The 26,504-nt window shown below is 46.7% G+C and carries 26 protein-coding genes and 1 other RNA gene; 2 read left to right on the forward strand and 25 right to left on the reverse strand.

From position 1 onward, the window contains the following. Positions 1–103: 103 nt before the first annotated feature. From J7E78_RS17830 to J7E78_RS17845, 4 genes are all read right to left on the reverse strand, one after another. The gene (locus J7E78_RS17830) at positions 104–856 is read right to left on the reverse strand and encodes a lytic transglycosylase domain-containing protein (RefSeq protein ID WP_215077546.1); all 753 of its coding nucleotides are present in this window, start codon (positions 854–856) and stop codon (positions 104–106) included. 189 nt (positions 857–1,045) lie between these two features. Beyond that, positions 1,046–1,459 (reverse strand): hypothetical protein, encoded by a 414-nt coding sequence (locus J7E78_RS17835; protein ID WP_215077547.1) that lies wholly within the window; start codon positions 1,457–1,459, stop codon positions 1,046–1,048. A gap of 35 nt (positions 1,460–1,494) precedes the next feature. Further along, positions 1,495–1,713 carry a DUF1540 domain-containing protein gene (locus tag J7E78_RS17840; RefSeq protein ID WP_215077548.1) on the reverse strand — a complete coding sequence of 73 codons (219 nt, stop codon included), beginning with the start codon at positions 1,711–1,713 and terminating at the stop codon, positions 1,495–1,497. Positions 1,714–1,878: 165 nt separating this feature from the next. Next, a complete protein-coding gene (locus J7E78_RS17845) occupies positions 1,879–2,385 on the reverse strand; it encodes a YpuI family protein (RefSeq protein WP_062835484.1) in 507 nt (168 codons plus the stop codon). Positions 2,386–2,667: 282 nt separating this feature from the next. Here J7E78_RS17845 and J7E78_RS17850 point away from each other — a divergent pair, with 282 nt between their 5' ends. Continuing rightward, entirely contained in the window at positions 2,668–4,542 is a 1,875-nt protein-coding gene (locus J7E78_RS17850; RefSeq protein ID WP_215077549.1) for a S8 family peptidase, read from the forward strand. Positions 4,543–4,642: 100 nt separating this feature from the next. On the opposite strand, the gene J7E78_RS17855 is transcribed toward J7E78_RS17850, so the two are convergent. Together J7E78_RS17855 and pdxR are read right to left on the reverse strand one after the other, a co-directional pair. Continuing rightward, positions 4,643–4,900, reverse strand: a complete 258-nt coding sequence (locus J7E78_RS17855) for a hypothetical protein (protein WP_215077550.1) — start codon at positions 4,898–4,900, stop codon at positions 4,643–4,645. 86 nt (positions 4,901–4,986) lie between these two features. After that, positions 4,987–6,507, reverse strand: coding sequence for a MocR-like pyridoxine biosynthesis transcription factor PdxR (gene pdxR / locus J7E78_RS17860; protein ID WP_215077551.1), 1,521 nt, complete (start codon positions 6,505–6,507; stop codon positions 4,987–4,989). Between the two features lie 107 nt (positions 6,508–6,614). Between pdxR and J7E78_RS17865 the strand changes: the two genes are divergently transcribed. Further along, positions 6,615–7,844 carry an aminotransferase-like domain-containing protein gene (locus J7E78_RS17865; RefSeq protein WP_215077552.1) on the forward strand — a complete coding sequence of 410 codons (1,230 nt, stop codon included), beginning with the start codon at positions 6,615–6,617 and terminating at the stop codon, positions 7,842–7,844. A gap of 284 nt (positions 7,845–8,128) precedes the next feature. Here the strand turns inward: J7E78_RS17865 and rnpB are convergent. The 19 genes from rnpB to yqfC all read right to left on the reverse strand — a co-directional run bounded on the left by rnpB (position 8,129) and on the right by yqfC (position 26,265). Continuing rightward, positions 8,129–8,538, reverse strand: an RNA gene (gene rnpB, locus J7E78_RS17870) — RNase P RNA component class A. Between the two features lie 82 nt (positions 8,539–8,620). Beyond that, a complete protein-coding gene (locus J7E78_RS17875; protein ID WP_215077553.1) occupies positions 8,621–9,736 on the reverse strand; it encodes a Nif3-like dinuclear metal center hexameric protein in 1,116 nt (371 codons plus the stop codon). Continuing rightward, positions 9,712–10,470: a tRNA (adenine(22)-N(1))-methyltransferase gene (locus tag J7E78_RS17880; RefSeq protein ID WP_215077554.1), complete on the reverse strand. Its 759-nt coding sequence runs from the start codon at positions 10,468–10,470 to the stop codon at positions 9,712–9,714. The genes J7E78_RS17875 and J7E78_RS17880 overlap by 25 nt, the downstream gene beginning before the upstream one ends. A gap of 184 nt (positions 10,471–10,654) precedes the next feature. Further along, positions 10,655–11,794 carry an RNA polymerase sigma factor RpoD gene (gene rpoD, locus J7E78_RS17885; RefSeq protein ID WP_062835490.1) on the reverse strand — a complete coding sequence of 380 codons (1,140 nt, stop codon included), beginning with the start codon at positions 11,792–11,794 and terminating at the stop codon, positions 10,655–10,657. Between the two features lie 43 nt (positions 11,795–11,837). Then, the gene (gene dnaG / locus J7E78_RS17890) at positions 11,838–13,658 is read right to left on the reverse strand and encodes a DNA primase (RefSeq protein WP_215077555.1); all 1,821 of its coding nucleotides are present in this window, start codon (positions 13,656–13,658) and stop codon (positions 11,838–11,840) included. Between the two features lie 47 nt (positions 13,659–13,705). Further along, positions 13,706–14,173, reverse strand: coding sequence for a YaiI/YqxD family protein (locus tag J7E78_RS17895; protein ID WP_017687254.1), 468 nt, complete (start codon positions 14,171–14,173; stop codon positions 13,706–13,708). 228 nt (positions 14,174–14,401) lie between these two features. Further along, positions 14,402–16,477 (reverse strand): glycine--tRNA ligase subunit beta, encoded by a 2,076-nt coding sequence (glyS, locus tag J7E78_RS17900; protein ID WP_215077556.1) that lies wholly within the window; start codon positions 16,475–16,477, stop codon positions 14,402–14,404. Next, the gene (gene glyQ / locus J7E78_RS17905; RefSeq protein WP_215077557.1) at positions 16,470–17,357 is read right to left on the reverse strand and encodes a glycine--tRNA ligase subunit alpha; all 888 of its coding nucleotides are present in this window, start codon (positions 17,355–17,357) and stop codon (positions 16,470–16,472) included. The genes glyS and glyQ overlap by 8 nt, the downstream gene beginning before the upstream one ends. Before the next feature lie 135 nt (positions 17,358–17,492). Next, complete coding sequence (locus tag J7E78_RS17910) at positions 17,493–17,651, reverse strand: hypothetical protein (protein WP_215077558.1); 159 nt, start codon at positions 17,649–17,651, stop codon at positions 17,493–17,495. A gap of 116 nt (positions 17,652–17,767) precedes the next feature. Then, positions 17,768–18,520: a DNA repair protein RecO gene (recO, locus tag J7E78_RS17915; protein WP_215077559.1), complete on the reverse strand. Its 753-nt coding sequence runs from the start codon at positions 18,518–18,520 to the stop codon at positions 17,768–17,770. 33 nt (positions 18,521–18,553) lie between these two features. Continuing rightward, on the reverse strand, positions 18,554–18,694 hold the full coding sequence (locus J7E78_RS17920; protein ID WP_215077560.1) for a YqzL family protein: 141 nt from the start codon (positions 18,692–18,694) through the stop codon (positions 18,554–18,556). A 104-nt stretch (positions 18,695–18,798) separates the two neighbouring features. After that, positions 18,799–19,698 (reverse strand): GTPase Era, encoded by a 900-nt coding sequence (era, locus tag J7E78_RS17925; protein WP_017687248.1) that lies wholly within the window; start codon positions 19,696–19,698, stop codon positions 18,799–18,801. A gap of 37 nt (positions 19,699–19,735) precedes the next feature. Beyond that, on the reverse strand, positions 19,736–20,149 hold the full coding sequence (locus J7E78_RS17930; protein ID WP_215077568.1) for a cytidine deaminase: 414 nt from the start codon (positions 20,147–20,149) through the stop codon (positions 19,736–19,738). Positions 20,150–20,451: 302 nt separating this feature from the next. After that, positions 20,452–20,823 carry a diacylglycerol kinase family protein gene (locus tag J7E78_RS17935; protein ID WP_076211618.1) on the reverse strand — a complete coding sequence of 124 codons (372 nt, stop codon included), beginning with the start codon at positions 20,821–20,823 and terminating at the stop codon, positions 20,452–20,454. Next, positions 20,823–21,320 (reverse strand): rRNA maturation RNase YbeY, encoded by a 498-nt coding sequence (gene ybeY / locus J7E78_RS17940; RefSeq protein WP_215077561.1) that lies wholly within the window; start codon positions 21,318–21,320, stop codon positions 20,823–20,825. Before ybeY ends, J7E78_RS17935 begins: the two co-directional genes overlap by 1 nt. A 217-nt stretch (positions 21,321–21,537) precedes the next feature. Further along, the gene (locus tag J7E78_RS17945; RefSeq protein WP_215077562.1) at positions 21,538–23,787 is read right to left on the reverse strand and encodes an HD family phosphohydrolase; all 2,250 of its coding nucleotides are present in this window, start codon (positions 23,785–23,787) and stop codon (positions 21,538–21,540) included. A 16-nt stretch (positions 23,788–23,803) separates the two neighbouring features. Next, the gene (locus J7E78_RS17950) at positions 23,804–24,775 is read right to left on the reverse strand and encodes a PhoH family protein (protein WP_215077563.1); all 972 of its coding nucleotides are present in this window, start codon (positions 24,773–24,775) and stop codon (positions 23,804–23,806) included. A gap of 6 nt (positions 24,776–24,781) precedes the next feature. Next, the gene (gene yqfD / locus J7E78_RS17955) at positions 24,782–25,975 is read right to left on the reverse strand and encodes a sporulation protein YqfD (protein ID WP_215077564.1); all 1,194 of its coding nucleotides are present in this window, start codon (positions 25,973–25,975) and stop codon (positions 24,782–24,784) included. Then, positions 25,972–26,265, reverse strand: coding sequence for a sporulation protein YqfC (gene yqfC, locus J7E78_RS17960; protein ID WP_211080810.1), 294 nt, complete (start codon positions 26,263–26,265; stop codon positions 25,972–25,974). Before yqfC ends, yqfD begins: the two co-directional genes overlap by 4 nt. Positions 26,266–26,504: the final 239 nt, after the last annotated feature.

Consider the following 26,504-nt stretch of genomic DNA (forward strand, 5'->3'; position numbering starts at 1 on the left):
CAACACAAAAAGACCAACCGGGAACAGGCGTTACAAGCGCTACTGCTCCCACATTTGATCTCATCCTGCCTATGATGGTTATCGCAAATGTCTATCTGTGAGTTTAGATCACATATTTCGACCGTGCATTCTCCACCTTGGAGATATAATTCTGTGTTTCTGAAGGCAGACGGTTAAGTACACTCATCAGTTCGCTATCACTCGACACGCCCAGACGTGAAACACGTCCTGGTCCTGCATTATATGCAGCAAGTGCCATCTTCACTTCTCCACCGAAACGCTGGAGCTGAAGAGAAAGATATTTAGTCCCGGCATCAATGTTCTGGGCGGGATCAAATGAATTACTCACGCCCAGCCCTGCAGCCGTCCCATCCATTAATTGCATGAGCCCTTTGGCACCAGCGGAGGACACGACATTTGGGTTGAAATTGGACTCTGTGTCAATGACGGCCTTGATCAATGATTCTGGAACACCGTACTTGGCACTTGCCTCGGCAATCAAAGATTCATAATCCGTAGGTACAGATGCACCGGAATCCACAATTCCTGTATTGGATGAAGATAATAAAGACTCAACGATGTTATTGGATACAGAGGACGATACTGCCGTATTTATATCCGGATTGTACGTGCTTCCGAGTTGCAGCCACAACAAACCATCACTGGATCTTTTGGAGACCGTAGCGGTGGAATCCGTATTGCTCGTCGAATTGGCACCCGTACCTAACAGCCCGTCCATCACATTGGCGAAATTCACAGTTGAACCAGCATCCGATTGTGATCCACTGGTTTGATTATTTAAATTGGACAATTGCAGTTCCAACAACTGCCGCGATCCGCTTGGATCAATCTGCATGAGTTATACCCACTCCCGTATAATTAAGCGTATTATGACCTTATTCTACATCGTTTTACAGTAAGGTTCCATTGTTTTCATAAAAATAAATGAATCTCCTCATATAACCTGCGCATATACGAAAAAAACCTTCTGTAGTTCACCACATTTGGGTGAGAACAGAAGGCTTTTGAATGAACATTTTACACTTTAACGAGCAAATGGAATCATGAAAAAATAACTCAGCGTGGCTACAATACCCAGTCCAATGGACCAAGCTCCCGCTGTTTTCCGACCATTGACATACGCATAATAACCCAGTACGGCTGCGGCCGGTCCAAGTACGATTGACCACATGAACAAGGACGCGATGCCAAAGGCAAGCCCCATATAACCTGCGACCTTGCCTGTTGACTCCATGACACGGTCTGCCTCATGCTTCTCAGCTACAGGTTCCGAGCGTTCGGTACCTCCAGTTCTTACAACAGTAGGAGGAGCGACCTCTGCCCCATACTCTTCGCGATGTACTTTTCTTGGATAATCGACACGCATACGCTGCTTTTCACCTTCCCCCTTGGTTTCAGGACGATCAGTGGAATGAATGTTATTATCGTCATTTTTCATTTGGAAGCACCTCCGTTATGAATAGGGATGACTGCTCACTTGGGTTTGAACGTGTGACAGCAAGTTGCAGAGGATGTACGTGCATAATCATGGTGGTCCGAGTCAAATGTCTCACCGGCAAATTCCTCATGCAGACGACGGGTGGCATGTTGGTCAATGTCAATCATGATGGCATCAGCTTGGCAGAAGTTGTTTTCTCCCCAAAAATTGCAGTTGGAGACGCTGCATTTGACAATTGGTTTGTCTTGGCTCATTTTTTATCACCTCGACTACTATTGTCTCCCCGCCACAAACCCGATATTCTTCGCCAAAATGCCAGATGATGACATGATCACATTCATCTTGCTTCTCACTAATAACACAAAAAAACCGCCACAAGGGCGGTTTCGTCCAATTTCATATTCAGGTTTAAACGTTGATTAGGCGTGATTCCGTTGATTTTGCATACGGCGCTGAGTCAGGTAATCACTTTCATAATATGCCAGATCATCGCGCAATTCTTCGTACGTTTTGGAAACCTCAAGAATGACATCCCGTACTGCACGGATTGGCTTGTCACGGAAACGAATGGCATCTTGTCCTGTGTAAGCGTATCTTCCGTCTTCGGAATAACATTCATTTTTGGGATAGAAAAAGCTGTTTACGCATTGGTGATACGTATTATAAAGAGCCTTTTCGGCAAAATCGACATCAAAGTTGGCACGACGCAGCACAACGCCAAGTTTTTCGTAAGAAACTTCAGAAAAAACGAGCAAATGACGGAGATCTGAAAGAAATCCTTTGTAGAAGGCTGTTGATTCTTCCGTCTGATTCTGATCCAGTTCAGGCAAAGCATTCTCATTCAAAAATTTTTCAATCCGATCGATAGCCGGTTTTAACTTTTCCCTAGTTGACTCACATGTTTTCTGTACATTGGCTGCTGACATAAAGGTAGCTCCCCCTTAAATAAGTCCTTACATATAGGTCGGCCAACGGTGGTTTTCCCCTGACCTTTGAATTCTCAGCTATAATCCTACCATAAAAAGATGACGAGCGGTATCCCTTAATCATGCTTTCCGCTTCTGCCGTTAAACTTGCCTATTATACGCAGTCAGACTCTAACCCGCCTGCATAAAAATATCCGCTTTTTCTAACGATAGATATAACCAGTGACAACGATGAAGCACTGTTAATGATTGTCCAAATGAACGAAGGAGGTTCCATCCACCATGTCCAGACCGAAATGGATTAACTGGGCCCTTGCAGCTGGTGCGGGAGCACTCGCCCTGACGCTTCTGCTTCCAACATCCAATCGTCAAGAACCCAAGCCAAGTGCCCTGTCAGATTCTGCTCATGAAGAGCACACGAGTAAGCAGCGTCTGAAAGTGCAGGATGTCAAAGCAACCGATCTTCTGACCCGCATGGATGCCAAGCAACATCTCAGTATCATGCTGGAGAAAACTGCCACAATGAATGCTGCGCAGGTTAGACGATATGTCAATGATCTCCAAAGTTCACATGAACATATCAGATCCATTCATCTCATGAATACCAATGGCTCTCTTAACAAGGCCTTTGATCAGGTCTCCACACAAGGAAGCAAGTTGGAACAACAGAAGCTTCAACATTCGCTCAACCTTGCCAAAAAAGCGGTAAACAAACGTCAAAGTTTTGAATCCTCTTCTTTTCCTTTGGGAAAGGAAAAATATTTTGTTATAGGGCAACCCTCCAAAGATGGCAAAAGAGCTGTAATTGCCTTGTTCAGCCAGAACGTATTAAATGCTGTTGAACAACATCAGCGCAAAAATCTGCGCATGATCCCTTATCCGCGTGAGGGTAAATTCAAAATTGAGTCTGTTCACCCGGATACGCTTAACGAGATCACAGTGAAGACCGGACATGATAATGCAAATGCCAGTCATTTTTACGAAAATGAAATCGTCATCCGTTTTCGCCAGGAGCCCGGTGAACGGGATATGCGTATCATTAAATCTGATCTGAGAGCGCAATCTGCGCGCAAGCTGGGATACACGTATGTTTTTCGGTCAGAACACATGAGTTACAAACAATTGCATAGTTATTTCGAAAGCAAATGGAATCCACTTTACATGGAACCCCACTATATGTATTTAACCAATGATACTGTAACTGAACAAACAGATGTAACGATACCCAATGATATTTTGTTCTCCGATTATCAGTGGAACCTACCTGCGATTGAGACAAACAGAGGTTGGAATATTACCAAGGGAAACAAAGATGTCATTGTTGCAGTGGTTGACACGGGGGTTGATATGAATCACCCTGACCTGAAGGGCAAGCTCCTTGAGGGTTATAATGTGGTCGAGCCGGGAAGCCAACCGATGGATGATGTGGGACATGGGACACACGTCGCAGGCATTATCGGCGCTATTGTCAACAATAACGAGGGCGTGGCAGGCATGAGCTGGTATAACAAGGTACTACCGGTTAAAGTACTCGACAACTCAGGTTCTGGTACCACGTATGCCGTTGCCGAAGGCATCATCTGGGCAGCCGACCATGGAGCCAAAGTGATCAACATGAGTCTGGGCAATTATGCTGATGCGCAATTTCTTCATGATGCCATTAAATACGCTTTTGACCGGGATATCGTCCTGATTGCAGCCACGGGGAACGATAATACAGAGCGTCCAGGATACCCTGCTGCCTATCCGGAAGTATTTGCCGTATCTGCTACGGACCCGGATATGAGCAAAGCTTCTTATTCCAATTACGGGGACTATGTGGATGTGATGGCTCCGGGGTCCAGTATCGCCAGTACCTATCCGGACAATCAGTATGCAGCTTTGTCTGGTACATCCATGGCTAGCCCGCATGTAGCCGCACTTGCAGGATTGATTCGTTCGTTGAACCCGGACTTGACCAACACGGAAGTGATGGATTTGATGCGCCAAAGTGTTATTGACCTCGGTGATCCGGGGCACGACAAGTATTTCGGCTATGGCCAAATTGATGTCTATAAGGCACTGCAAGCCGCATCAGGCAACAGCGCTCCTTTGCAGTTCTGGCCGCAACATGTCAGACAACAAATGGATAATACAATGAAAAAGTATACTCATTAATCGTAATAACTCTACTCAGTAAAAATACAAAAGCAGCTGCGCCCCGGGGCGTACGCTGCTCTTTTGGTATATATTCAATTCCCCGGGGCACCCGCTGCGCTTAGCGCTTGCGAGAAGATGTGCGGGCTTTACTTGATTTTTTCACGGATTTTTTCTTCGGATTATAACTGGATACATAGCAAGGGTCTTCTTCTTTGACAACAACAGGATACATGTGGTGATGAATCGGAACACAGTGATGTTTTTTGATCACTTCAATCGGGTGGATTACAGGCACGATCTGTGGGATGTAATAATCCTCAACAACCTGGATCGGGTCACAGACAATCGGGCAAAGCGGTGGACAGTAATGGTTCATTTCAAAACCAACTCCCTTTCTGGTGATACTATAACCTATTGCAACAGATCAAAAGTGGATTGGATGTATGTCCATAGTTTGAAAAATTATATGAGCGGTAGCCTGTCCGCCACTGTCCCACCCTGCCCAGGTGTTACTCTGTCAATGACTCCGCACAGTACACGAAGACCTTCACACAAAAGCTCAACGTTTGTTACCGTGAAGCAGATACGCAGACTTGGTGTATCCATCTCCCCTACATAACAGGCGGAACCCGGCAGGAAAGAGACCCCTGCAGCAAGTGACTGATGATGCAACTCACGCATATCCAGGTTACTCGGAAGTTGAAGCCACAGATTGAGTCCTCCCTCCGGCAAGCGCCATTGCATACCCTTAGTAGCATGCTGTTCCAGCACTTCGGATGCTGCGCACAAGCGAGAATACAACTCATCTCTCAATCGGGATACATAGGCACCGTACTGATTCTGAATAAAAGATTGCAATGCCTTTTGTGTAAGCAGCGGACTGCCCAAATCTGCAGTAGATTTCGCAGCCACAAGCCGGGTCAATACACTTCCATCTGCGATGGCACAGGCTATACGGCAACCTGGAGAGAGCACCTTGCTGAAGCTTTTGATATATACGACATGACCTGTCCCATCCATCGATTTAATGGAAGCCGGGGGAGGGTCCCGAAAATAAAGATCTGCAAACGGATCATCCTCCAGAATGAGGCAGTGGTAGCTCTGCGCGAGATTAAGAAGCTGTGCTCTTCTTCTTGCACTCATCGTGATACCTGTTGGATTGTGATAGGTCGGGATCGTATAGATCAGCTTGGGTGGATAGGTATCACATAATCGGGTCAATAGATCAATACGCATGCCTTCGTCATCCATCGGAACCGTAATGATCTTCGCACCTCTACTCGTAAATACATCAATGGCTCCGGTATAGCTTGGTGCCTCCATGTATACAACATCCCCAGGTCCGACAAAAGTTCGTGCCACAAGATCGATCCCCTGCTGAGCACCACTTGTAATTAACATGCGTTCAGGTGCAGCCTGTAGTCCACGCTCGGCAAAATGTTCGGCAAAGATCTGTCTAAGCTCCCGATCTCCCTGAAAAGATCCGTAAGCTGCCATACGCTCGGTATGATCAGAGGAGAGTCGGTAGGCGCTGTCGATAATCTCCCGTGTAGGCAACAGTTCAGGCTGGATGGCTGACATATGAAGTTCATACCGCACTTGAGGTGACGTATCAAAATGTCTCCAGAGCTGGGCTCGCGGTAAATAATCCACCAGTGCCATCTGCCAATTCCATGACGTACTGGATTCATTGTTGGCATTGTTTCGCTGCGTTCGGTCCATATCCTCCATCTGATCCATGTTCAATGTACCTCTCACATAACAACCTTTCCCCTGGGAGCAGGTGATCAATTGAATCGCTTCAAGTTCAGCATACGCTTTGGATACAGTGACCAGGCTGACACCCAAATCCACGGTCATTTTACGAACAGAAGGAAGTCGGGTACCGGGTTCAATGAGTCCTGATCTGATGCGATCGGCAATCGTTAGCGCTATCTGCACGTACAATTTGGTACTGCTTCCCCGCTTTAATTCAATATGCATATGTGCTCCCCCAACTGTTATGATCTTCATTTTACTGTTATAGTGTAGTCCGTCTATTATAGTTTATAATATCAGTATAACAGTGAATAACAGGAGATGAGAATAACATGAGTATCCCTTGGTCCAAAATGGCACAAAACACCCCGTCCTCTGTCGTTCGCGACATGCTCCAGGCCGCTCAGGCACCTGGAATGATCTCACTAGCCGGTGGATTACCAGCCCAGACTTCATTCCCGCTGGAAGCCATCCGCGTTGCATATGAGAAAGTATTTATGAGCGGAGCAGCCGCTCTTCAATATGCGGAGACTGAGGGTTACCGTCCTCTTCGCGCCAAAATCGCCGAACGCCTTGAGTCCAAGGGGATTCCCGCTTCACCCGATCACATGATTCTCACTACGGGTTCACAGCAATCCATTGACTTGGTTTGCCGCATCCTTCTTGACCCGGGTGACCGCGTATTGGTTGAATCACCAACCTACCTCGCTGCTCTGCAAGTCATTCATTCCTATCAGGCTGAATCTCACGGCGTAGCCTGTGATGATCACGGTATGTTGCCTGAATCTCTGGAGGAACAGCTCCAGTTGCATCGTCCAAAACTTGTCTACATTAATCCCACGTTCTCCAATCCTACGGGAAAAGTGTGGTCGCGAGAAAGAAGACAGCAGGCTGTGGATCTGTGCCGCAAGTATGGTGTACTCATTCTGGAAGATGATCCCTATGGTGAAATTCGATTCAATCCGGAGCAATTGGATGTCCCTGCTCTCGCAGAACTGGATGCAGTATCCTATGACGGCCCTTCCAACGTTATCTACACCAGTACATTCTCCAAAACGGTAGCACCTGGACTTCGTACTGGCTGGATACTGGCTGCTCCCGATATTGTAAAAATGGCAGCACGAGCCAAACAAGGTGCCGACTTGCACTCCAGCAGCATTGACCAAAGAGCGCTTCATGCACTGCTTGAATCTTTCGATCTGGATGCGCATATCCGCCATATTTCAGAGGATTACGAAAAACGCATGAAAACACTGACTACTCTCATGGCAGCCAAAGCTTGGGAAGGCATCTCGTGGAATTCACCACAAGGTGGCATGTTCTTGTGGCTGCAATTGCCTGAAGGCATGCTGGCAAGCAATCTGTTCACTTACGGTATCCAGGAGAAAGTGTGCATTGTGCCAGGTGATTCCTTCTATGCAGGTACACCAGAGTTAAACCGCATGCGAATCAACTTTACTCATACGGACCCTGAGCTTCTTCCGGAAGCCGTGGAAAGAATGGATCGCGCCATCCAACGCTGGCATGCTTCCTTAACATCGGACAGTGTTGTTACACTGTAATGAACTGTCATAAACGTTTCGCGATTCTATAGCGTATGAAGGTTGAATAACTTGATATGAGAAACAAAATAAAAATAAGGCGGCAGGCCCGAGAATCTCGGAACTGCCGCCTTATTTTATAGAACCTGTTATCAACAGGAGTTAAGTTTTTTCAGACAGATGTTCATGTGTTCATGGGTCCTTCTGATCAGTCAGGCCATCGGATGAATCATACGAGTTGTCCTCGACTGATAGGTGGACTACATTGTGTTGCTATGGTGTTGCTATGGTGTTGTTGTTGCAGTTAGGAAAGCTTACCGTAAGCCGGGTTCTGTGCTCTTCGTGGTTCATACGGGAACTACCCTCCCACCAGAAGCGACAATCATCTATCTAGGCCATACATTGCTGCACAGCTCAAGCGACCAACCTAGACACACCTCGGGCTAAGGTTGCCTCCTCCGAAGAGGCGGCTGTGTCCCATTAGGTCTTGCTCCAGATGGGGTTTACCAGGAACGAAGTCACCAGCGTTCCTCGGGGTCTCTTACACCTCGGTTCCATCCTTGCCTGTGCCGGATAATCCGGCCATCGGCGGTCCATTTCTGTGGCACTATCCTTCAACTCGCGCTGACTGGACGTTATCCAGCATCCTGCCCTGTGGAGCCCGGACTTTCCTCTCGTGGCAACAAAGGCCACCAGCGATTGTCTGTCAAGCTTTCCGAACAACATTACATAGTATACAGGCATTTAGGTTCCCAGACAAGCTTAATATTACTGGGAACTGCACATCAACGGTCTTTTTAGATAAATTGGAATACTTCCGTATTTACCTCTGAAGCTGTAACTTGTGTATCATATCGTTTCTCTTCCAAACGGGAACGAAGCCAATCCGCTGTTTTTGGTTTCATAATCTTCTCGGAATTATGTCCTGGGTCGATGATACACATACCTGCCATTAACGCATCATGAGCCGTGTGATAATCAATATCTCCGGTCACAATAACATCCGCACCTTTGAAGCGGGCAGTGAGCGCGTAACGGCTGCCAGAGCCGCCAAGAACCGCTGCTTTTTTGATCTGTTTGTTCAGATCTCCTACTACCCGCACATGAGGCACATTGAATTGGGTCTTCACGACCTCCACCAGCTCACCTAATGTCTTAGGCTCCCTAAGGGGTCCCAAGCGCCCCAGGCCGAGCGTACGGCCCTTTAAATCCATTGCATAGAGGTCGTAGGCGACTTCCTCATACGGATGAGCCTTAAGCATCGCCTGAACGACCTTACTTCTCAGACTTTGGGGTACGATGGTCTCAATCCGCATTTCTTCCACACGTTCCATCTGCCCTTGGGTACCGATAAACGGTTGAGTCCCTTCACCAGGTACAAACGTTCCTGTACCTTCCGTGTTAAAGCTGCACTTGTTGTATTGACCGATACTCCCCGCTCCGGCTTCCAGAATGGCCTGAAGAACCTGTTCATGATGGGTACGAGGCACAAACACAGCCAGCTTGTACAGATGATCTGTGTGTACATCTTCCAGCGATTCTTTACTCTCGATGCCAAGTGCCTCGGCCATCCAGTCATTCATACCACCCTCGGTCACGTCCAGGTTTGTATGACTGATATAGACAGCAATATCATGTTTAATCAGCTTTTCATACAATTTACCCACAGGTGTATCTGTACTCAGTGACTTAACCGGACGGAAAATGATGGCGTGATGAGCGATAATCAGGTTGGCACCGATACGAATCGCTTCGTCCACCACTTCATCCGTCACATCCAAAGCAACTAACACGTGACTGATTTCTTTTTGCAAACTGCCGAGCTGGAGACCAATGCGGTCATCCGGTACAGCCAGATGTTTGGGAGCGAGCTGCTCCATCAGTTGAATTACAGTTTGACCTTTGGCAAACATGCCAAAACCTCCTTCAAGTTTGCGATAAGTCGTTCTACCTCAGCCGCCTTGTCCCGGGAAGAATCTTGATCGGATTTGGAGATCGAGTTTACAACCCCTTGCAGTTTGACGATCTCACTTTCCCATTTGGCAAAGAATACATCCGATGGACGATCCACCAAATATGGTCCCATCCGCAGCAGCAAATCTTCCGTTAATTCTGCCCCGCCTTGAAGCGGACGTGCACGATACACCTCAACATTGGCAATCGGACTTACGGATTGTGGCATCGCCGTTATAATCTCATAAATCTTGCCATCTTCTTCGAGCAACTGTTCTGCTACAACCACCCAGTGATGCTCCAGCAACCAGCGTCTGAGGATATCCTCACCCACATTTGGCTGCAAAATAAGTAACTGGACGCCTTCCAGTTTGGATAAACCTCGGTCCAAAATAGAGGCAATCAAGGCACCACCCATGCCCGCAATGGTGATGACATCCACTTCTCCTGCAGAGATTACATCCAATCCGTCTCCACGGCGTACCGTTATTTTTTCTTTCAGGCCAGCATCGCTGACTTGTTTGCATGCAGCATCATAAGGGCCAGGATTGACTTCCCCAGCTACTGCACTTGCAGCTTTCCCACTGCGGATTGCGGCTACTGGCAGCAACGCGTGGTCTGAACCGATATCAGCCATGCGGCTGCCATCGGGAATTTGATCATGTATTCGCTGTAATCGATTCGAAAGTTTCATGAAGCACCTACACCATTCATTTAATTTATTGATTTGCATTGAACAAGGAAAAGCGATAAAATAAAATCCAATAAAACATTTCAAGGATGAATTTCCAAAACCAAGAAATCAAGACGTTTAAATTAAAAATAAAGGAGACCCCGCCGCCGCTAAAGCGTCTTGCGGAAAGTCTCCCATAGTTCGATTATTCGAGGAAATCCTTGAGTCGTTTGCTACGACTCGGGTGACGCAATTTACGAAGAGCTTTGGCTTCGATCTGACGAATACGCTCACGCGTAACACCGAATACCTTGCCAACTTCCTCCAGCGTTCTTGTCCGTCCATCGTCCAGACCAAAACGTAGACGAAGCACGTTCTCTTCACGTTCAGTCAGTGTATCCAATACATCTTCGAGCTGTTCTTTCAGCAACTCATACGCAGCAGCATCCGCCGGAGCAAGTGCTTCCTGATCCTCAATGAAGTCACCCAGATGGGAATCATCTTCCTCACCAATTGGTGTTTCCAGAGAAACCGGTTCCTGTGCAATCTTCGTAATTTCACGAACTTTCTCTACACTCAGATCCATCTCAGCAGCGATTTCTTCTGGTGTAGGTTCACGCCCAAGCTCCTGCAACAGCTGACGGGATACCCGGATCAGCTTATTAATCGTCTCCACCATGTGCACGGGGATACGAATTGTACGAGCCTGGTCAGCAATAGCACGAGTGATCGCTTGGCGAATCCACCATGTAGCATACGTACTGAACTTGTATCCTTTTTTGTGGTCGAACTTCTCAACCGCTTTGATCAGACCCATATTACCTTCCTGAATCAAATCAAGGAACAACATTCCACGTCCAACGTAACGCTTGGCGATACTGACTACGAGTCGAAGGTTCGCTTCAGCCAGACGACGCTTGGCTTCTTCATCCCCGTTCTCGATCCGTTTAGCCAGTTGTACTTCATCATCTGCGGACAACAGTGGCACACGACCAATTTCCTTGAGATACATACGGACAGGGTCATTGATTTTGATACCTGGCGGCAAGCTCAGATCATCATCAAAGTGGAATTCGTCCTCTCCCTCTCTGGTGTTGTTCTCGGAATCTTCACTAGGACGAAGTGTAACCTCTTCATCATTTTCATTCACTACATCGATACCCAGATCGCTCAGTTGCTCATAGAACTCATCCATTTGCTCTGCATCCTGCTCAAAAGGAGAGAGTTTCTCTATAATTTCCTTGTAATTCAGCGAAGCTCTTTTCTTACCTGATTCAATCAATTGATCTTTAACCTGATCCAGTGTCAATTCTGTTTCTAGTTCAGTATGCTGATCATTCGCCATAACTCGACTCCCTCCTCCCTAGAAACATCTAAAAATCAGACGTTCACTGTCTCTCTAGGGCAATCATTTCAGTTGCAATCTGTGCCGCGAGTACAGAATCACCTGCCCGCTCTGCAGCAATCATTTGTTCTTTTTTCAAATCGTACTCTTTCTTACGCGGATACTTGAGCACTTCCCTGATGCAATCATCGAGCATTTGAATACTCCATTCACCTGGACCATCCATCATCGAGATTGAACTGACCGTTTTTTCCAGGCGATCGTCATGCAGTGAAGACATAAAACGGCTTGTATCCGACGGTTTGCCTTGCGCATAGTAGGCATATAGATAAGCAGCAATAGCTGCATGATCATCCAAGTTAAAAGCTTCACCAAGATGCTCATTCACGTACTGGGCAGCCTCATCATCCTGCAACATCCAGGCAATCAGTTTGCGTTCGGCAGCGTGATAAGCCGGCAACAGATTAGGTGTAGGCACCTGCCTATTTTGTTGCCTACCATTATTCCACCTTTTCGGGTTATTATCCCCATACTGGAGGTTATTTTTCATTGCCTCCCGTTCTTCATTACACTCCTGCTTCAATGTTTCGAAGGATACGTCCACTTCTGCAGCCAGTTCACGAAGATACACTTCCCTTTCTGTTGGAGAAGGTAAGGGGGCAATCAATTTTACTGCTTCTTTCGAATAGGCGATTTGTCCGCCACCCTCTAGCAGTATATGGCTTTTTTTTAAGTTTATAAGTTTAAATTTTGTAGTTGTCACGGCACCATCCACAATCTGGTTTCGAAACCGTTCACCACCATGCTTCCGGATAAAATCATCCGGGTCAAGTCCCTCGGGAATGAGAGCCACTTTGACCTGCAATCCGGCTTCCTCAAGAATGGGGAAGTTTTTGAGTGCAGCAGCCTGTCCTGCTCTGTCGCCGTCGTAACATATGATGACTTCGTCACACATCCCTTTGAGCATCAGTGCCTGATTCTCGGTTAGCGCAGTACCCATTGCCGCTACACCATTCTGGATGTCCTGATCCCATGCGGAGATGACATCACCATATCCCTCGAACAAAATGGCTTGTCTTTGTTTGCGAATTGCATTTTTGGCCTGATGCAGATTATAGAGAACACGGCTTTTGTTAAATAACCGGGTTTCCGGTGAATTTAGATACTTCGGTTGCCCATCTCCCAGTATGCGTCCTGCAAATGCAATTGGCTTACCGCTCCTGCCATTAATCGGGAACATAATCCGGTCTCGGAATCGATCCACATATCCCTGACCTTCATTTCGCGGTGATAGAAGTCCACCCTTTTCCATCTCTTCGAGCGGATAGTTACGTTTCTCGAGAAATTGCACCAGTGTGTCCCAACGATTTGGTGCAAAACCAATCTGGAACTGGTCGATCAACTTGTCGCCAAAACCTCGTGAGCGTAAATACTCCATGGCTGACTTGCCGTGCTCTGTATTTTTCAACAAAAAATGATACAGCTTCGCGGTAAGCTCATAAGCCTCCAATAGACGTTCAGTCTCCGGATTCACATGAGCAGATTCACGCCCTTGCCAGTCCCCCATAGAGATGTGACTTTCTTCCGCCATCGTTTTGACAGCCTCGGGAAAGGATAACCCTTCGATTTCCATCCTGAATTTGATGGCATTTCCACCCGTGCCGCAACCGTAGCAGTAGAAAATTTGTTTCTCAGGTGTAACGGTGAACGAAGGCGTCTTCTCGGAATGAAAAGGACAGAGGCCTTTCATATACTTCCCCTGCTTGGTCAGATGCACAAATCGGCTCACCGTATCGACAATATCATTCTGCTGTAACACCGATTCAATAATACTTTCGGGTATACCGCCTTGTCCGGTACTCATCTCTGGCCACCTTCATCTCTTCAACACGTAAATATAATTCGATAAACTTACACATTCTCCTGCAAATCTTTTAAAAGTTTTGTCAGTTTATGTTGAAACATTTCTCGATCCTGCTCTGTGAAAGGCTTTGGGCCTTTTCCGTAATGGCCTCTTTTTCGTGCTTTAGCCGCAGTATGACGAGAATCCAACATGAAATCAATGTCACGATCGTTGAACTCACGACCACGAAAGGATAAAACATAACAACGTTTGCCGAGCGCAAGTGCCGCAAGTCCATAGTCCTGAGTGATAACCACATCGTATGGCTTAATATGATTAGCAATATAGAGGTCTGCGCTCTGATCACTGCGATCCACTTGCACGGTACGCACCCCTTCTCCTCCTTGAAGCAAATGATCAAATGAAGAGACTAACAGTACAGGGATGTTGAAAAGGCGAGCGGTTTGCGCAATCTCGGTTTTAACCGGGCAAGCATCACCATCCACAACAATATGACGTATATTTAACTCACTCAAACCCAGACCACCCGGTTTCATAAAATAGCTGCATATTGTAATATACGACCCCGCCAGGCAAAATCCTTCTGGCACAACAAGGGAAATCAAAGGCTAAAATACGGAGCGGTTGTCAAAAATACATTTCACAACCCGTTCCGTATATTTATACCCTCATATATCCTTCTTTAATACTGAATTTTAGCTTTGCGCAAAGTCTGTGGAAAAGGACTCATGAAATACGCCCAATTACCAAACCAACTTGGAAAAATCAGCAAATCCTTTCAAGTCACGATCAATAGCCGCAAGCAAGGCAAGTCGATTTGCTCGAACAGCTTCATCTTCAGCCATAACCATGACCGAATCGAAGAATGAGGTAATACCATCCTTCCAGGCAGATGCAATAGCCAGTGCTTCAGCAGCATGATGCTGAGTCAACGCCTGACGATATTCTGCATTCGTTCTGCTCCACGCCTCATGTAGCTGACGTTCTCCATCTTCTGTGAACAGTTCTGGATGTACGGAAGCATTGGATGCTTTGGCAGCCAGATTACCCACACGGTTGAACGATTCCACCGTTGTTTTGAATGCGTCTCCTGTCAGAACAGCCGCCATCAATGCTTCACCTTTTGGAACCACAGCGCTGATATCATCGAATCCGGAAGAAATTACGGCATCCACTACGTCGTAGCGAACTGTTTCGGACAACAATTTTTTCACACGAAGACCAAAGAAGTCTTGCAGATCTTTACGAACCTCTTCATCCGCACGTTTCAACAGGTTCATCTGGGCATGAACTTGAAGTGCTACTCCGAACACGTCTGACAATGTCAGCGGAAGCTTGTGATCCAGCAAAATCTGTACAATACCTGCAGCCTGACGACGCAGTGCGTATGGATCCTGAGAACCCGTTGGAATGATGTTAATGGAGAAGCAACCCACGATTGTATCCATTTTGTCCGCAGCACTCACAATGGCACCGACAAGAGAAGCAGGGGATTGATCTCCAGCGAAACGTGGCTGATAGTGTTCAAATACCGCTTTGGCCACTTCTTCTTTTTCGCCAGCTTTACGAGCGTAATCCTCACCCATCACACCTTGCAGTTCCGGGAATTCGCCCACCATCTGTGTCACCAGATCGAATTTGCAGATATCTGCTGAGCGGCTCACGGATTCGGCAACATCACCGGATACTTGCAGTTTGGCAGCAAGTCCATCAGCAATTTTGCGAATACGGCGTACTTTATCTCCAACCGTTCCCAGCTCTTCCTGGAAGACGATACTTTCCAGCTTCGACAATGCATCCTTAATCTGTAACTTCTGGTCTTCTTGATAGAAGAACTTGGCATCAGACAGACGTGCACGCAGTACTTTTTCATTTCCTTTGGCAATAACGTCCAGTGAATCACTTCCACCGTTACGTACGGTTACGAAGAATGGCAACAATTGTCCTTCATTGTCCAGTACAGGGAAATAACGCTGATGCTCACGCATGGAAGTAATCAAAACTTCTTGTGGAATATTCAAAAATGAAGAGTCGAATGTACCGAACAATACGGTAGGTGTTTCCACCAGGAACAGAACTTCCTCCAGCAAGTCTTCCTTAATCGCAATATCCCATTTTTTCTCAGCAGCCAGTGCCTGAATCTGGGATACAATCATCTGTTCACGTTCCTGGATATCTGCAATGACATGTTCGGAACGCAGCACTTCCACGTATGATGACGGAGTGGAGATCACGGCCTCCTTACCAAGGAAACGATGTCCGCGAGTTACATTACCCGACTTGACACCTGTCACTTCCAGATCGATAACATCACTGCCGAGCATAGCCACAATCCAGCGGATTGGACGAACAAATTTGAAATCATAGGAAGCCCAACGCATGAATTTCGGGAACGTCATGGCATGTAATACAGAAAGTAATCCTTCGCCAATCACAGAAGCCGTCTCTACACCTTTGCTGCTCTTCATTGCATAGATATATTCAACGCCGTTCAGTTCCTTAAACGTGAACTGGTCCGGTTCAACACCTTGACTGCGGGCGAATCCAAGTGCAGCCTTGCTCCAATTGCCACTGTCGTCCAGGGCAATTTTGCGTGAAGGACCTTTCACTTCTTCCTCAATATCTTCCTGCTTTTCAGCCACATTCTGAATCAAAACAGCCAGTCGGCGCGGTGTGGCATACGCATTCACTTCACCATAAGCAATGCGGGATGCGTCAAGCCATTTCACGACACGCTCTTGCAGCTGTGCGATCGCTGCGCGCATGAAACGTGCAGGTACTTCTTCCAGTCCGATTTCAAACAACAGATCCTTAGACATTCTCGGCTCCCCCTTTCTTGATCAGCGGGAAGCCTAGCTTCTCACGCTCTTCCATATATGTTGCAGCGACTTGGCGAGCCAGATTACGGACACGTGTGATGTAACCCGTACGTTCCGTTACACTGATGGCTCCACGTGCATCCAACAGGTTGAACGTGTGGGAACATTTCAGCACATAGTCATATGCCGGGAATACCAGATGCTGCGCCATAGCCTTGTTTGCTTCTTCTTCATGCATGTTGAAGAGTGTAAACAACATTTTGACATCAGATACTTCAAACGTATATTTAGAGTGTTCGAATTCTGGCTGACGGAATACATCACCATAAGTGATACCTTCCACCCATTCCAGATCAAACACATTCTCTTTTTCCTGAATGTAAGAAGCCAAACGCTCCATACCATACGTAATTTCAACAGCTACCGGATTTGTCTCGATTCCACCAACCTGTTGGAAATACGTAAATTGCGTAATTTCCATGCCGTCCAACCATACTTCCCAACCAAGACCTGCACAACCAAGGGAAGGATTCTCCCAGTTATCTTCAACAAACCGAATATCATGTTTGAGCGGATCAATGCCCAGACGCTTCAGACTTTCCAGGTAAATTTCCTGGATATTGTCCGGAGAAGGCTTGATGATTACCTGGAACTGATGATGCTGGTACAGCCGGTTAGGGTTCTCACCATACCGTCCGTCCGAAGGACGACGGGAAGGCTCCACATAGGCCACTTTCCAAGGTTCGGGTCCAAGCGAGCGCAAAAAGGTCATCGGGTTCATCGTACCTGCCCCTTTTTCCGTATCGTATGGCTGGACAATAATACAGTTATGCTCGGCCCAGAATTGTTGCAGCGTTAGAATCATCTGCTGAAAATTCATAATCATGCTCCTTTTCAATGGTTTGTTAGCAAGCGTAAGACGGTGCAGACAACAATAAATAGCCCCCGTCCTACGCCTGTTGTACAGACGTAGGGACGAGAGCTATTCCCGCGGTTCCACCCTACTTGGCTTAGATTAAACAGAATGATCCTGTTCGTTCCAGCCCACTTTTCCGTGTCCATTCATGCTCCCGAGTGCCGTTTCAAAGACCGATTCAACCAGGCTTCCACCATCCCCGGCTCGCTCATTCATGATTCCCAAGTGTTGTACAATAACTTGTCTCCATAAATGCAATAAATCCAGTCTTTTACTTTCTCGTTCAATGCATGTCTCATAAAGAGAAATTATATTTCATAATATATAAAATCTAGTATGAAGTCAAGATATAGTTTCACTTCCACCAAAACGCCTCAAATCCCGTACTTCTCCATCTGATCGAGGAAAGAACGGGATTTAAGATTCAGACCAAGCTGATGATCCATAAAGGCACGCATCAACTTTTTGATCTCATCACGGGTAGATTCACTCACTGATATATTCCCCAAGCGCTGCAGATCCAACTGCGCGAACAAACGCAACAACTTCAGAGCCTTTGGACTAACTGACATCGCTGGAGGATCAAAATGTTTGCATGCTCGACACAAGACGCCACCAAGTCTGGGACTTATAAACAACTGCTCATCTGGTCGCTCCTGGTTGCAGGAGATGCACTCATCGAACTGTGGACCATATCCGGATGCCTGTAATATTTTCATTTCGTACAGACTTGTAATAACAAGCGGATCTTTCTCTTCCTTCAACGCCTGCAAACACGCCTTTAACTGTTTGAACCAAAATGTACCTGTCTCTTCATCCTGAAGCACCCGATCCAATAGTTCACACGCATAAGAGGCATAAGAGGCCTTGACCAGATCTTCACGCAACTCATGATAGGATTCAACAATTTCTCCAGCGTTCAGTGTGCCTAGACCTGTATTGCGAAAATATACATATTGACCATACGTAAATGGCTGCACCAGTGCAGCATGTCGGCTCTTGGGCTTTTTGGCACCGCGGACGAGTACCCCTACTTTCCCGCCGCTTTCGGTGCAAAGTGTAATGATTTTGTTCCCTTCGCCGTAGTCCATGCTGCGGATGACAATCCCTTCCACCCTGTATAACATGCCTCGTCACCTAACCATTCCCGAATCAGCCAGTTATTCCTCGGCTTCTTCATCTTCAATCACTTCCCTTGCATTATCCAATTCCTGTCCTAACGAGTTACACGCCTCGGTATATAACAAATAGGACTCCACATCCCCCGTCATCGCAAAAACCTTCCACGAAAAATCTCGCATCGGAATTTCATCCTCTCTTCGGAAATGACGTCTGCATCTACCAAATAGGATGGAGTCTTGCAAGGTAAACTATGTGTTGCAATTACTGGATACCATTCCGACGATCAATCGCGGCCAAAGCCAAGGTCACGCAGAACTCGATCCTGATTTCTCCAGTCTTTTTTCACTTTAACCCACAAATCCATGAAAATTTTGGAGCCAAGCAGGTTCTGAATGTCATGTCGAGCTCGTTTACCCACTTCTTTCAGAAGGGCACCTTGCTTCCCAATAATGATCCCTTTTTGCGAATCCCGTTCCACAAAAATGACAGCTGAGATATAAACTACACCGTTATCCTGTACTTTCATATCTTCAATCGTTACAGCAATGGAGTGCGGAACTTCTTCACGAGTCATTTGCAGAATTTTCTCACGAATCAACTCGGCACATACAAACTGCTCCGGATGGTCAGTAACCTGGTCATCAGGATAGTACTGTGGACCTTCAGGCAAATACTTGCCGAGCTGTTCCAGTAATGTGCTGACATTATTGCCATGCTTGGCAGAGACAGGCACAATTTCAGCGAAATCGTGTAATTTGCGATACTCTTCAATAAGTGGTAACAGCGCTTCCGGCTCAATTTTGTCAATTTTGTTCATGACAAGAATGACAGGCGTACGGATATTTTTCAGCTGTTCCGCAATATAGCGGTCACCACCGCCCATACCTTCGGAAGCATCAATCAAGAATAAGGCTGCTTCTACTTCACTCAGTGTGTTCAAAGCGGTCTGGTTCATATAATCGCCTAATTTGGACTGACGTTTATGAATCCCTGGTGTATCCAGAAAAACGATCTGTTGATTGTCCGATGTATATACACCGTGAATTTTATTACGTGTGGTTTGCGGCTTGTCCGACATAATTGCAATTTTCTGTCCGATGACTTGGTTCATCAAAGTGGATTTACCAACGTTAGGACGTCCGATAATGGCTACAAAACCGGATTTGAATTTTTGTTTTTTCATATGTTCCTCCTCAGGCGCCTAGGCCTGGAATATTGGTTTATTTTTTGGCAGAATTCAAATCAGAAGGCCCAAAAGCCCAAGGTAACAGTTCAGCAACGGTGGTCTCTTGCAGATCACCTTGCAGGTTCCCCAAGATGACTTTCATATCGGGTTCACACAGTTCGTACATGACCTGACGACATACGCCACATGGAGCAATCGGACCATCCGTGTCTCCCACAATGGCAATCGCTTTGAAGCTGCGAGGCTTCTGCCCACCCGCAATGGCACTGAACATCGCTGTACGCTCAGCACAGTTACCTGGAGTATACGCAGCATTCTCAATGTTACAACCATGATGCACATGACCTTCACTGTCAAGCAAAGCCGCACCTACACCAAAATGGGAGTAAGGCGTATACGCCTTTGTACGTGCCTTAATTGCTTCTTGCATTAATAAAACGTTATCCATCATTATTCTCTCCCTTAGGGTGCAATATAAAGTTAGTACCTACGAATCAAGTTCAACCAAAGCCAAATTTACACCAGCCACTCCGAGTCCAGATTAACCCTTCGATCGCTGTTACCCCCAGATTTTTTGATTCACTTTTTCAATGTGAAAATCCGGGGATAAAGGCGAACGCTTCGCTTCTACAGGTTTATTTCTGTCCTCTTCGTTATCGTGTAACGTCTACAAGTTCAACTTAAAAAAGGTCTAACTTCACAAATTTGTGTAGTAATAAAATCACAAAACGAATCAAAATCAAAACAAAATCAGTACAAACCTAGCCAATTCATCACGGGCTTAATGAAAACGATACAACCGATGATGACGGCGAATACCGCAGCCAGCAGAACTGCCCCGGCCGCGGTATCCTTCGCCGCTTTTGCCAGCGGATGGATATGGGGGTGTGCCAAGTCAACCGCTGCTTCTACAGCCGTGTTCATCAATTCAGTCACCAGGACCAAAAAGACAGCGGTCAGCACAAACATCCAATCCGTTCTTGAGATTCTGAAAAAAAAGCCGGCTACACACATCAAAATAGCCACTCCCGTGTGAACTCTCACATTACGCTGAGTCCGCAACCCATATGCGATTCCTTCCGCAGCATTGCGGAATACCAGACCCCAGGAGCGCCTTTTCATTATCGTGTCAACCCGGCCTGGGCCAATACCGCTTCTTGTTTACCCATCATTTCAGCCTCACTCGCTTCATCCTGATGGTCGTATCCGAGCAGATGCAAGAAACCATGGACAAACAGAAAACCAAGTTCACGTTCAAATGAGTGTCCATACTCTTCACTTTGCAGGATGGTCCGTGGTACGGAAATAATGATGTCTCCAAGAACATCCGGCATTTCTTCCATTTCTTCATCTTCGTCAAGCTCATAGATAATATCGAGCTCTTCATCTACCGTTTCGTTCATCGCAAAAGACAATACATCCGTGGGACGGTCAATGCCACGATAATCACGGTTCAACTCATGGATCTGCTCATCGTTCACAAAAGTCAGAGCCACTTCCCCGTCTGCAACATCTTCCGCTTCGCCGGCGATTTTCAGCAGCTGTTCCAGCATTGTAATCATCGGTTCTGTAATTTCTTTATCCTGTTGTTCATTATTCCATGCCAGATTAAGACTCATTCTTTCATAACTCCTGTCTGCTCATATTAGAGGTTGTTCAAAAAGCCCGCTTTTGATTACGAAGGATGCCTAGCGGCATCATCAGCATCGAATATGGAATTCAGCCGAAATGTCCGTTGCTCACGTAGTTTTCCCTATGCTCCGCTACTCCATTTCTAGCTTCATCCCATCTTCTCGGTACTGAAAACCGACCTTTTGAACACGAACTATTATTAAATTAGCCTGCTTCGGGTGAAGTCGGCTTTGGTTTCTTAATCTCCTCCGGATATTCTATCCTGGAGTGGAAGATCCCCATCACCGTTTCCTTTAATGTTCTGGCGACGATATCCAGTTCACGCATCGTAAGGTCACAATCATTGAATTGATGATCGTCCAATCGTCCTTTAATAATCTTCTCAATCATGGACTCTACTTGCTCCACTGTCGGTTTGCGCAAAGATCTCACAGCAGCCTCCACACTATCAGCAATGCCAACAATAGCCGATTCCTTGGACTGAGCCTTCGGCCCAGGATAACGGAAATCTTCTTCCGTGAAATCAGGCTCAACGCCTGCTTCTTCAGCCTGGCGCAGTGCTTTGTGATAGAAATAGTGGAGAAATGTCGTGCCGTGATGCTGTTCCGCTATATCCCGAATAGGTCTGGGCAGCTTATAATCCTTCTGCATTTCCACCCCATCGCGCGCATGGGCAACGATAATGGATTTGCTCAGTTTCGGATCAATTGAATCATGCGGATTCTCCATATTGTTCTGATTTTCAATAAAATAGATGGGGCGCTTCGTCTTGCCGATATCATGATAATACGAACCCACTCGGCAGAGCAATCCGTTAGCTCCTATCGCTTCTGCTGCTGCTTCCGACAGATTCCCTACCATAACGCTGTGATGATAGGTACCCGGGGTCTCCGTCAGCAACTTGCGCAGAAGCGGATGGTTCGGATTAGACAGTTCCACCAGTTTGAGCGCGGACAAGATGCCAAATGAAGTTTCGAAAAATGGCATTAGCCCGATGACCAGTATAGCCGTCAAAATACCACCGGCAAATGCAAATCCAACGCCGTACAGTGTCGTGGTTCGGTTCCAATCTCCCGAGTCAATCAAAGCCAGGGTGAAGACGGCTATGGACCCGAACAGACAGACCATAATGGCCCCTTTCAAGATCGTTGATCGCTGGCTAGCCCGATGAGTTGCAAAGATCGCAACAAACGAAACTACTACGGCGAAGAACCCTAATTCGAAGTCAAAAAGCTGACCCTGATGGGTATTCAAAATGATGCTTGATAACATACCAATCAATATTGAACATACAAAGGCAAGCGACGTATCCAGCAACAGCGCAATTAACATCGCCCCTACCGCAACAGGTGCAAGGAAGCCCACATAAGACCTCTCATTGGTTTGGATAATCGCCGTCACATGCATAACCACAATCGTAATCATAAAAATGAGAACAAGCATCAACAGCTGCGCATTATTATATTTGAAATGCGTTCCGCTGCATTGCTGAATATACATCAGAATTGCTGCCGACAACAGGCAGGAAAACATAAGAAGACCAAGCTGTGGCCAGTAGTTCACTTCATTTTTCAGCAAATCATTCTCATCCAGCAAAGTATACATCTCCGGGGTGATCATCTCACCCTTGGCAACTAATGTGTCCCCTTGCTTGATAAAGACGGTTTGCGTGTTCTCACGCGCCTGAACTTTCGCTTCCTTGGTTCCCTCTTCATCGTAGAAGCGGTTAGCGGTCACCACGAGGCGAGCAAGCTCTTGCACGACCTCACGTTGCGTACGCTTACCAAGAGAGCTGACACTCACCATCTCGGCTACTTTGGCACGGGCAGTGGTTGCATCGCTGATCTGATCCGTCATTAACCGGGCAACAATATCCCTCGCAACGGGTTTCATCTCTTGAATATCATCCGATGTCAGACGTGAGATTTTGATATAGGTTTCTTCGGGAATACGGTAGCTTTGCTCCTGTACCACATTTCTGATCTCTTCCAGCAGAGTCTCGGAGTATGTACCGGCTTTCCGATTATTATTGATATAGTTGGTTACAAAGTCCTTCTGGCGCTGCGGAATTTCATCCCGATAAATATCAATCTTGTCCTGACTTGAAATCTGATCATCCTGATTTAATCGATCTACACGATCAAGCAGGGTAGTCATCAAATTTTCGTTTCGCAACTGGACAATCTGAAATATCGGCTGTACCCGTTCAGCAGCTTCTTCCTGTGCTTTGAGTGTGGCCTTGTTATTCGGAATCTGCATGGGCGCAGCAATGTCCACTTCACTCCGTGTCCCTTCCTGAATATCATAGCGCTCAGGGAGCAGCTTGGAAGCCAGACTCACGTAGAAAAGAATCACCAGAAACAAAAACAGAAGATAGCGTGCCCACACGCTATACTTCCATCCTGTAGCCTTATTCTGAAAAGATTTGCCTTTTGACGGTTCCTTCGAGGTCACTTTAGACAATCCCTTTCTATGCTTGATTTTCTGCGGCGTGGTTGTAAGCCACGATAATTTTCTGGACGAGAGAATGCCGCACAACATCTTGCTCGGCAAAATGCACAAATCCGATCTCTTCAACTTCGTTCAAGATCGTATTCGCTTCCACAAGCCCGGATTTCTTACCACGCGGTAAATCAATCTGTGTCACGTCTCCGGTAATAACCATTTTGGAGCCAAAACCAAGACGGGTCAGAAACATCTTCATCTGTTCCGGCGTTGTGTTCTGTGCTTCATCGAGAATGATAAACGAGTCGTCCAAGGTACGCCCCCGCATGTAGGCGAGTGGTGCAATTTCGATTAACCCACGCTCCAGTGCCTTCGCGGTCTGTTCTTGTCCCATAACGTCATACAGGGCATCATACAGCGGTCTCAGATACGGGTCTACCTTTTCCTGAAGGTCACCTGGCAAAAACCCAAGACTCTCTCCTGCTTCAACAGCAGGCCGTGTGAGTACAATACGTTTGACGCTGCCTTCTTTAATTGCAGCAACAGCCAGTACAACAGCAAGGTAGGTTTTACCCGTACCGGCAGGACCAATGCCAAATACAATATCACGTTTTTTAATTGTAGTTACATAGTGCTTCTGTCCAATGGTTTTAACACGGATTGGTTTACCTCGGTATGTCGTTGTAATCTCGCCCTTGAACAGATCCAATAGCTGGTCTGCCCGCATATCCTTGGCAAGTTCAATCGCATACTTCACGTCTCTTTCGGTTAACACATATCCATTACGTATCAATTGCAGTAACACATCAAATAATTGTTCAAGCGATTCCACCTGCTGTGCGTTGCCAAAAATCACAATCTCCGCTTCACGGGATGCAATCTGGGCGGGAATCTCGGATTCAATCAGTTTAAGAAAAGTATCTTGGGGTCCAAAAAGAGATTGGCCCTCTCCCGCACTCTGGAGGGAGATTTGTATGCTGCGTGTTTGCTCTGACAAATATCCTCATTCTCCTTGACTATGGACTAGCGGAAGTTCTTCCGCAATGCTTTCTTCTACTTCAAATAATACTTTCATATAAACTTTACCATTCTCTTTCTTCTCATGCAAAATTTTTTCACTTATAATTTTTGTTCCTTTGCCATTTTTAGCGATAATATCGTTCCTTGCCCCTTCCAATCCTTTCGTTCTGGCCCATTCTATCGTCTGTTGTTGCTCATGCTCTCGGGTCTCCAGATCTTTCTCTGTCAACCAACCCATAGGAAGTGTAAAGGATCGCCAAGTCAATGGTTTATGATCACTCTCGGTATCAAATGAACTGAACGGTGTACTTCCGTATCCCCACAGTTGGATCGCCCAATTCCCCAGCACCATGTAAAAACGTTCTTTGCTCTCACCTGTCATTGTATTATGTTTTTGCACCAGCGGAACCTCTACCTGATACTCACGCCATACCAGACCACGAACTTCGCCTTTGGCAACGATGGTTTTGGTGTTCTCCTCATCGCCGAGAATCCCCGAGATCAATACTTGACCCTTTTTGACACGCATGTCCTTCTGAACAACAGGGCGTCCCTGCTCCGCATAGATTTGAGTGACAACAGCATCTGATTTGCTAATCAGATGCCTCGGGTTCAGTAACGGTTCGCGCTTCGGTTGTGCAGACTCCACAACTTGAATGGTAATGGTTGTCCCTTCTTTGCTTACTCCAATCCAGGTTACATCCGGCAGAGCGAGTGCAAGCTGCCTGGAGAGCTTGTCTTGGCTTTGCAAGCGGAAGCCCCATTGGAAAGGATATATGCCCTCTTTCTTCGCTGCTGCAAGCACCTCGTCGGTGGGAATGGTGACGTTACCCTTAACCTCCACACTCCATACCATGGACGACAACGCAAACAAAGCTGCCACAAAAAACAGCATCCCCCCAAGAAAGAACTTCCTCCGCAATAATCGGGCCGCAAAAAAAGGGAAACCGCTGCGATGGGTTACTTTCACCCTGCAGCCTGTCCGTTTCAACACAGGACGCAACCTGAAAAAATGCGGCAGCAGAATGTTCATCTCTGCCACGCGTCCATCGTGAGCACGCAGGTTCCACACTTCCAGTCCCTGCTCTGCCACCGTGTTGATCAGTGTTTCAATGTCTCCCCCAGTGACCGTGATTCGGACTGCTCCCCGCAGTTTGTACAGACTGGGCTGCTTCATCCGTTCCCCTCCACTCCATTCATATGAATATCCAGAATCGTTCCTTCAACAGCTACTTCATCCGGCAAAATGTTACGTATCACCAAGGCATTTCCTCTGATCTCCAATTGGCCTTGGGAAAGAGCCAACACGATGCGATCCGGGGTGAAATGGATGACACCGCGATGATTCTCTATATACAGTTGCTTACTGCCGATCAGGGTTAACCGTGGCATATCATAAAGCACATCCTGCGGCAGATCCAACACTTCACTGGTCCATCTGCGCAGCTTGCGGCTGATCCGGGTCATTCGAAGGTCTTCCCCCTTCCTCTACAGTTCAACTTATGCGCAGATTCATGAATTTATGAAAATTCCGGGGCGTGTTAGGGACGAATGTTGAGAAAAAAGGATAGAGTAGAGTAAGAGGCTGGGTATTTCCAGCCCCTCCTCATCAAACCGTACGTGAGGTTTTCCCTCATACGGCTTTCCGATGTTCTTCTTCCTGCGGCATTACGGATTTTTTTTTCTTCATCACTCATGTATTGTGA

Origin of the sequence: Paenibacillus polymyxa (assembly GCF_018614975.1) — a bacterium.
In the GTDB taxonomy this organism is placed as follows: domain Bacteria; phylum Bacillota; class Bacilli; order Paenibacillales; family Paenibacillaceae; genus Paenibacillus; species Paenibacillus polymyxa_E.

What these genes read in the sequence shown, in the direction of transcription:
- era (WP_017687248.1), bottom strand. Translation starts at nt 19,698, where the DNA reads ATGAAAAAACAAAAATTCAAATCCGGTTTTGTAGCCATTATCGGACGT.
- J7E78_RS17835 (WP_215077547.1), bottom strand. Translation starts at nt 1,459, where the DNA reads ATGAAAAATGACGATAATAACATTCATTCCACTGATCGTCCTGAAACC.
- J7E78_RS17845 (WP_062835484.1), bottom strand. Translation starts at nt 2,385, where the DNA reads ATGTCAGCAGCCAATGTACAGAAAACATGTGAGTCAACTAGGGAAAAG.
- J7E78_RS17830 (WP_215077546.1), bottom strand. Translation starts at nt 856, where the DNA reads ATGCAGATTGATCCAAGCGGATCGCGGCAGTTGTTGGAACTGCAATTG.
- ybeY (WP_215077561.1), bottom strand. Translation starts at nt 21,320, where the DNA reads ATGAGTCTTAATCTGGCATGGAATAATGAACAACAGGATAAAGAAATT.
- glyQ (WP_215077557.1), bottom strand. Translation starts at nt 17,357, where the DNA reads ATGAATTTTCAGCAGATGATTCTAACGCTGCAACAATTCTGGGCCGAG.
- J7E78_RS17920 (WP_215077560.1), bottom strand. Translation starts at nt 18,694, where the DNA reads ATGCGAGATTTTTCGTGGAAGGTTTTTGCGATGACGGGGGATGTGGAG.
- J7E78_RS17935 (WP_076211618.1), bottom strand. Translation starts at nt 20,823, where the DNA reads ATGAAAAGGCGCTCCTGGGGTCTGGTATTCCGCAATGCTGCGGAAGGA.
- pdxR (WP_215077551.1), bottom strand. Translation starts at nt 6,507, where the DNA reads ATGCATATTGAATTAAAGCGGGGAAGCAGTACCAAATTGTACGTGCAG.
- dnaG (WP_215077555.1), bottom strand. Translation starts at nt 13,658, where the DNA reads ATGAGTACCGGACAAGGCGGTATACCCGAAAGTATTATTGAATCGGTG.
- rpoD (WP_062835490.1), bottom strand. Translation starts at nt 11,794, where the DNA reads ATGGCGAATGATCAGCATACTGAACTAGAAACAGAATTGACACTGGAT.
- yqfD (WP_215077564.1), bottom strand. Translation starts at nt 25,975, where the DNA reads ATGAAGCAGCCCAGTCTGTACAAACTGCGGGGAGCAGTCCGAATCACG.
- J7E78_RS17930 (WP_215077568.1), bottom strand. Translation starts at nt 20,149, where the DNA reads ATGGATAACGTTTTATTAATGCAAGAAGCAATTAAGGCACGTACAAAG.
- glyS (WP_215077556.1), bottom strand. Translation starts at nt 16,477, where the DNA reads ATGTCTAAGGATCTGTTGTTTGAAATCGGACTGGAAGAAGTACCTGCA.
- recO (WP_215077559.1), bottom strand. Translation starts at nt 18,520, where the DNA reads ATGTTATACAGGGTGGAAGGGATTGTCATCCGCAGCATGGACTACGGC.
- yqfC (WP_211080810.1), bottom strand. Translation starts at nt 26,265, where the DNA reads ATGACCCGGATCAGCCGCAAGCTGCGCAGATGGACCAGTGAAGTGTTG.
- J7E78_RS17840 (WP_215077548.1), bottom strand. Translation starts at nt 1,713, where the DNA reads ATGAGCCAAGACAAACCAATTGTCAAATGCAGCGTCTCCAACTGCAAT.
- J7E78_RS17880 (WP_215077554.1), bottom strand. Translation starts at nt 10,470, where the DNA reads ATGAAACTTTCGAATCGATTACAGCGAATACATGATCAAATTCCCGAT.
- J7E78_RS17850 (WP_215077549.1), top strand. Translation starts at nt 2,668, where the DNA reads ATGTCCAGACCGAAATGGATTAACTGGGCCCTTGCAGCTGGTGCGGGA.
- J7E78_RS17855 (WP_215077550.1), bottom strand. Translation starts at nt 4,900, where the DNA reads ATGAACCATTACTGTCCACCGCTTTGCCCGATTGTCTGTGACCCGATC.
- J7E78_RS17865 (WP_215077552.1), top strand. Translation starts at nt 6,615, where the DNA reads ATGAGTATCCCTTGGTCCAAAATGGCACAAAACACCCCGTCCTCTGTC.
- J7E78_RS17875 (WP_215077553.1), bottom strand. Translation starts at nt 9,736, where the DNA reads ATGTTTGCCAAAGGTCAAACTGTAATTCAACTGATGGAGCAGCTCGCT.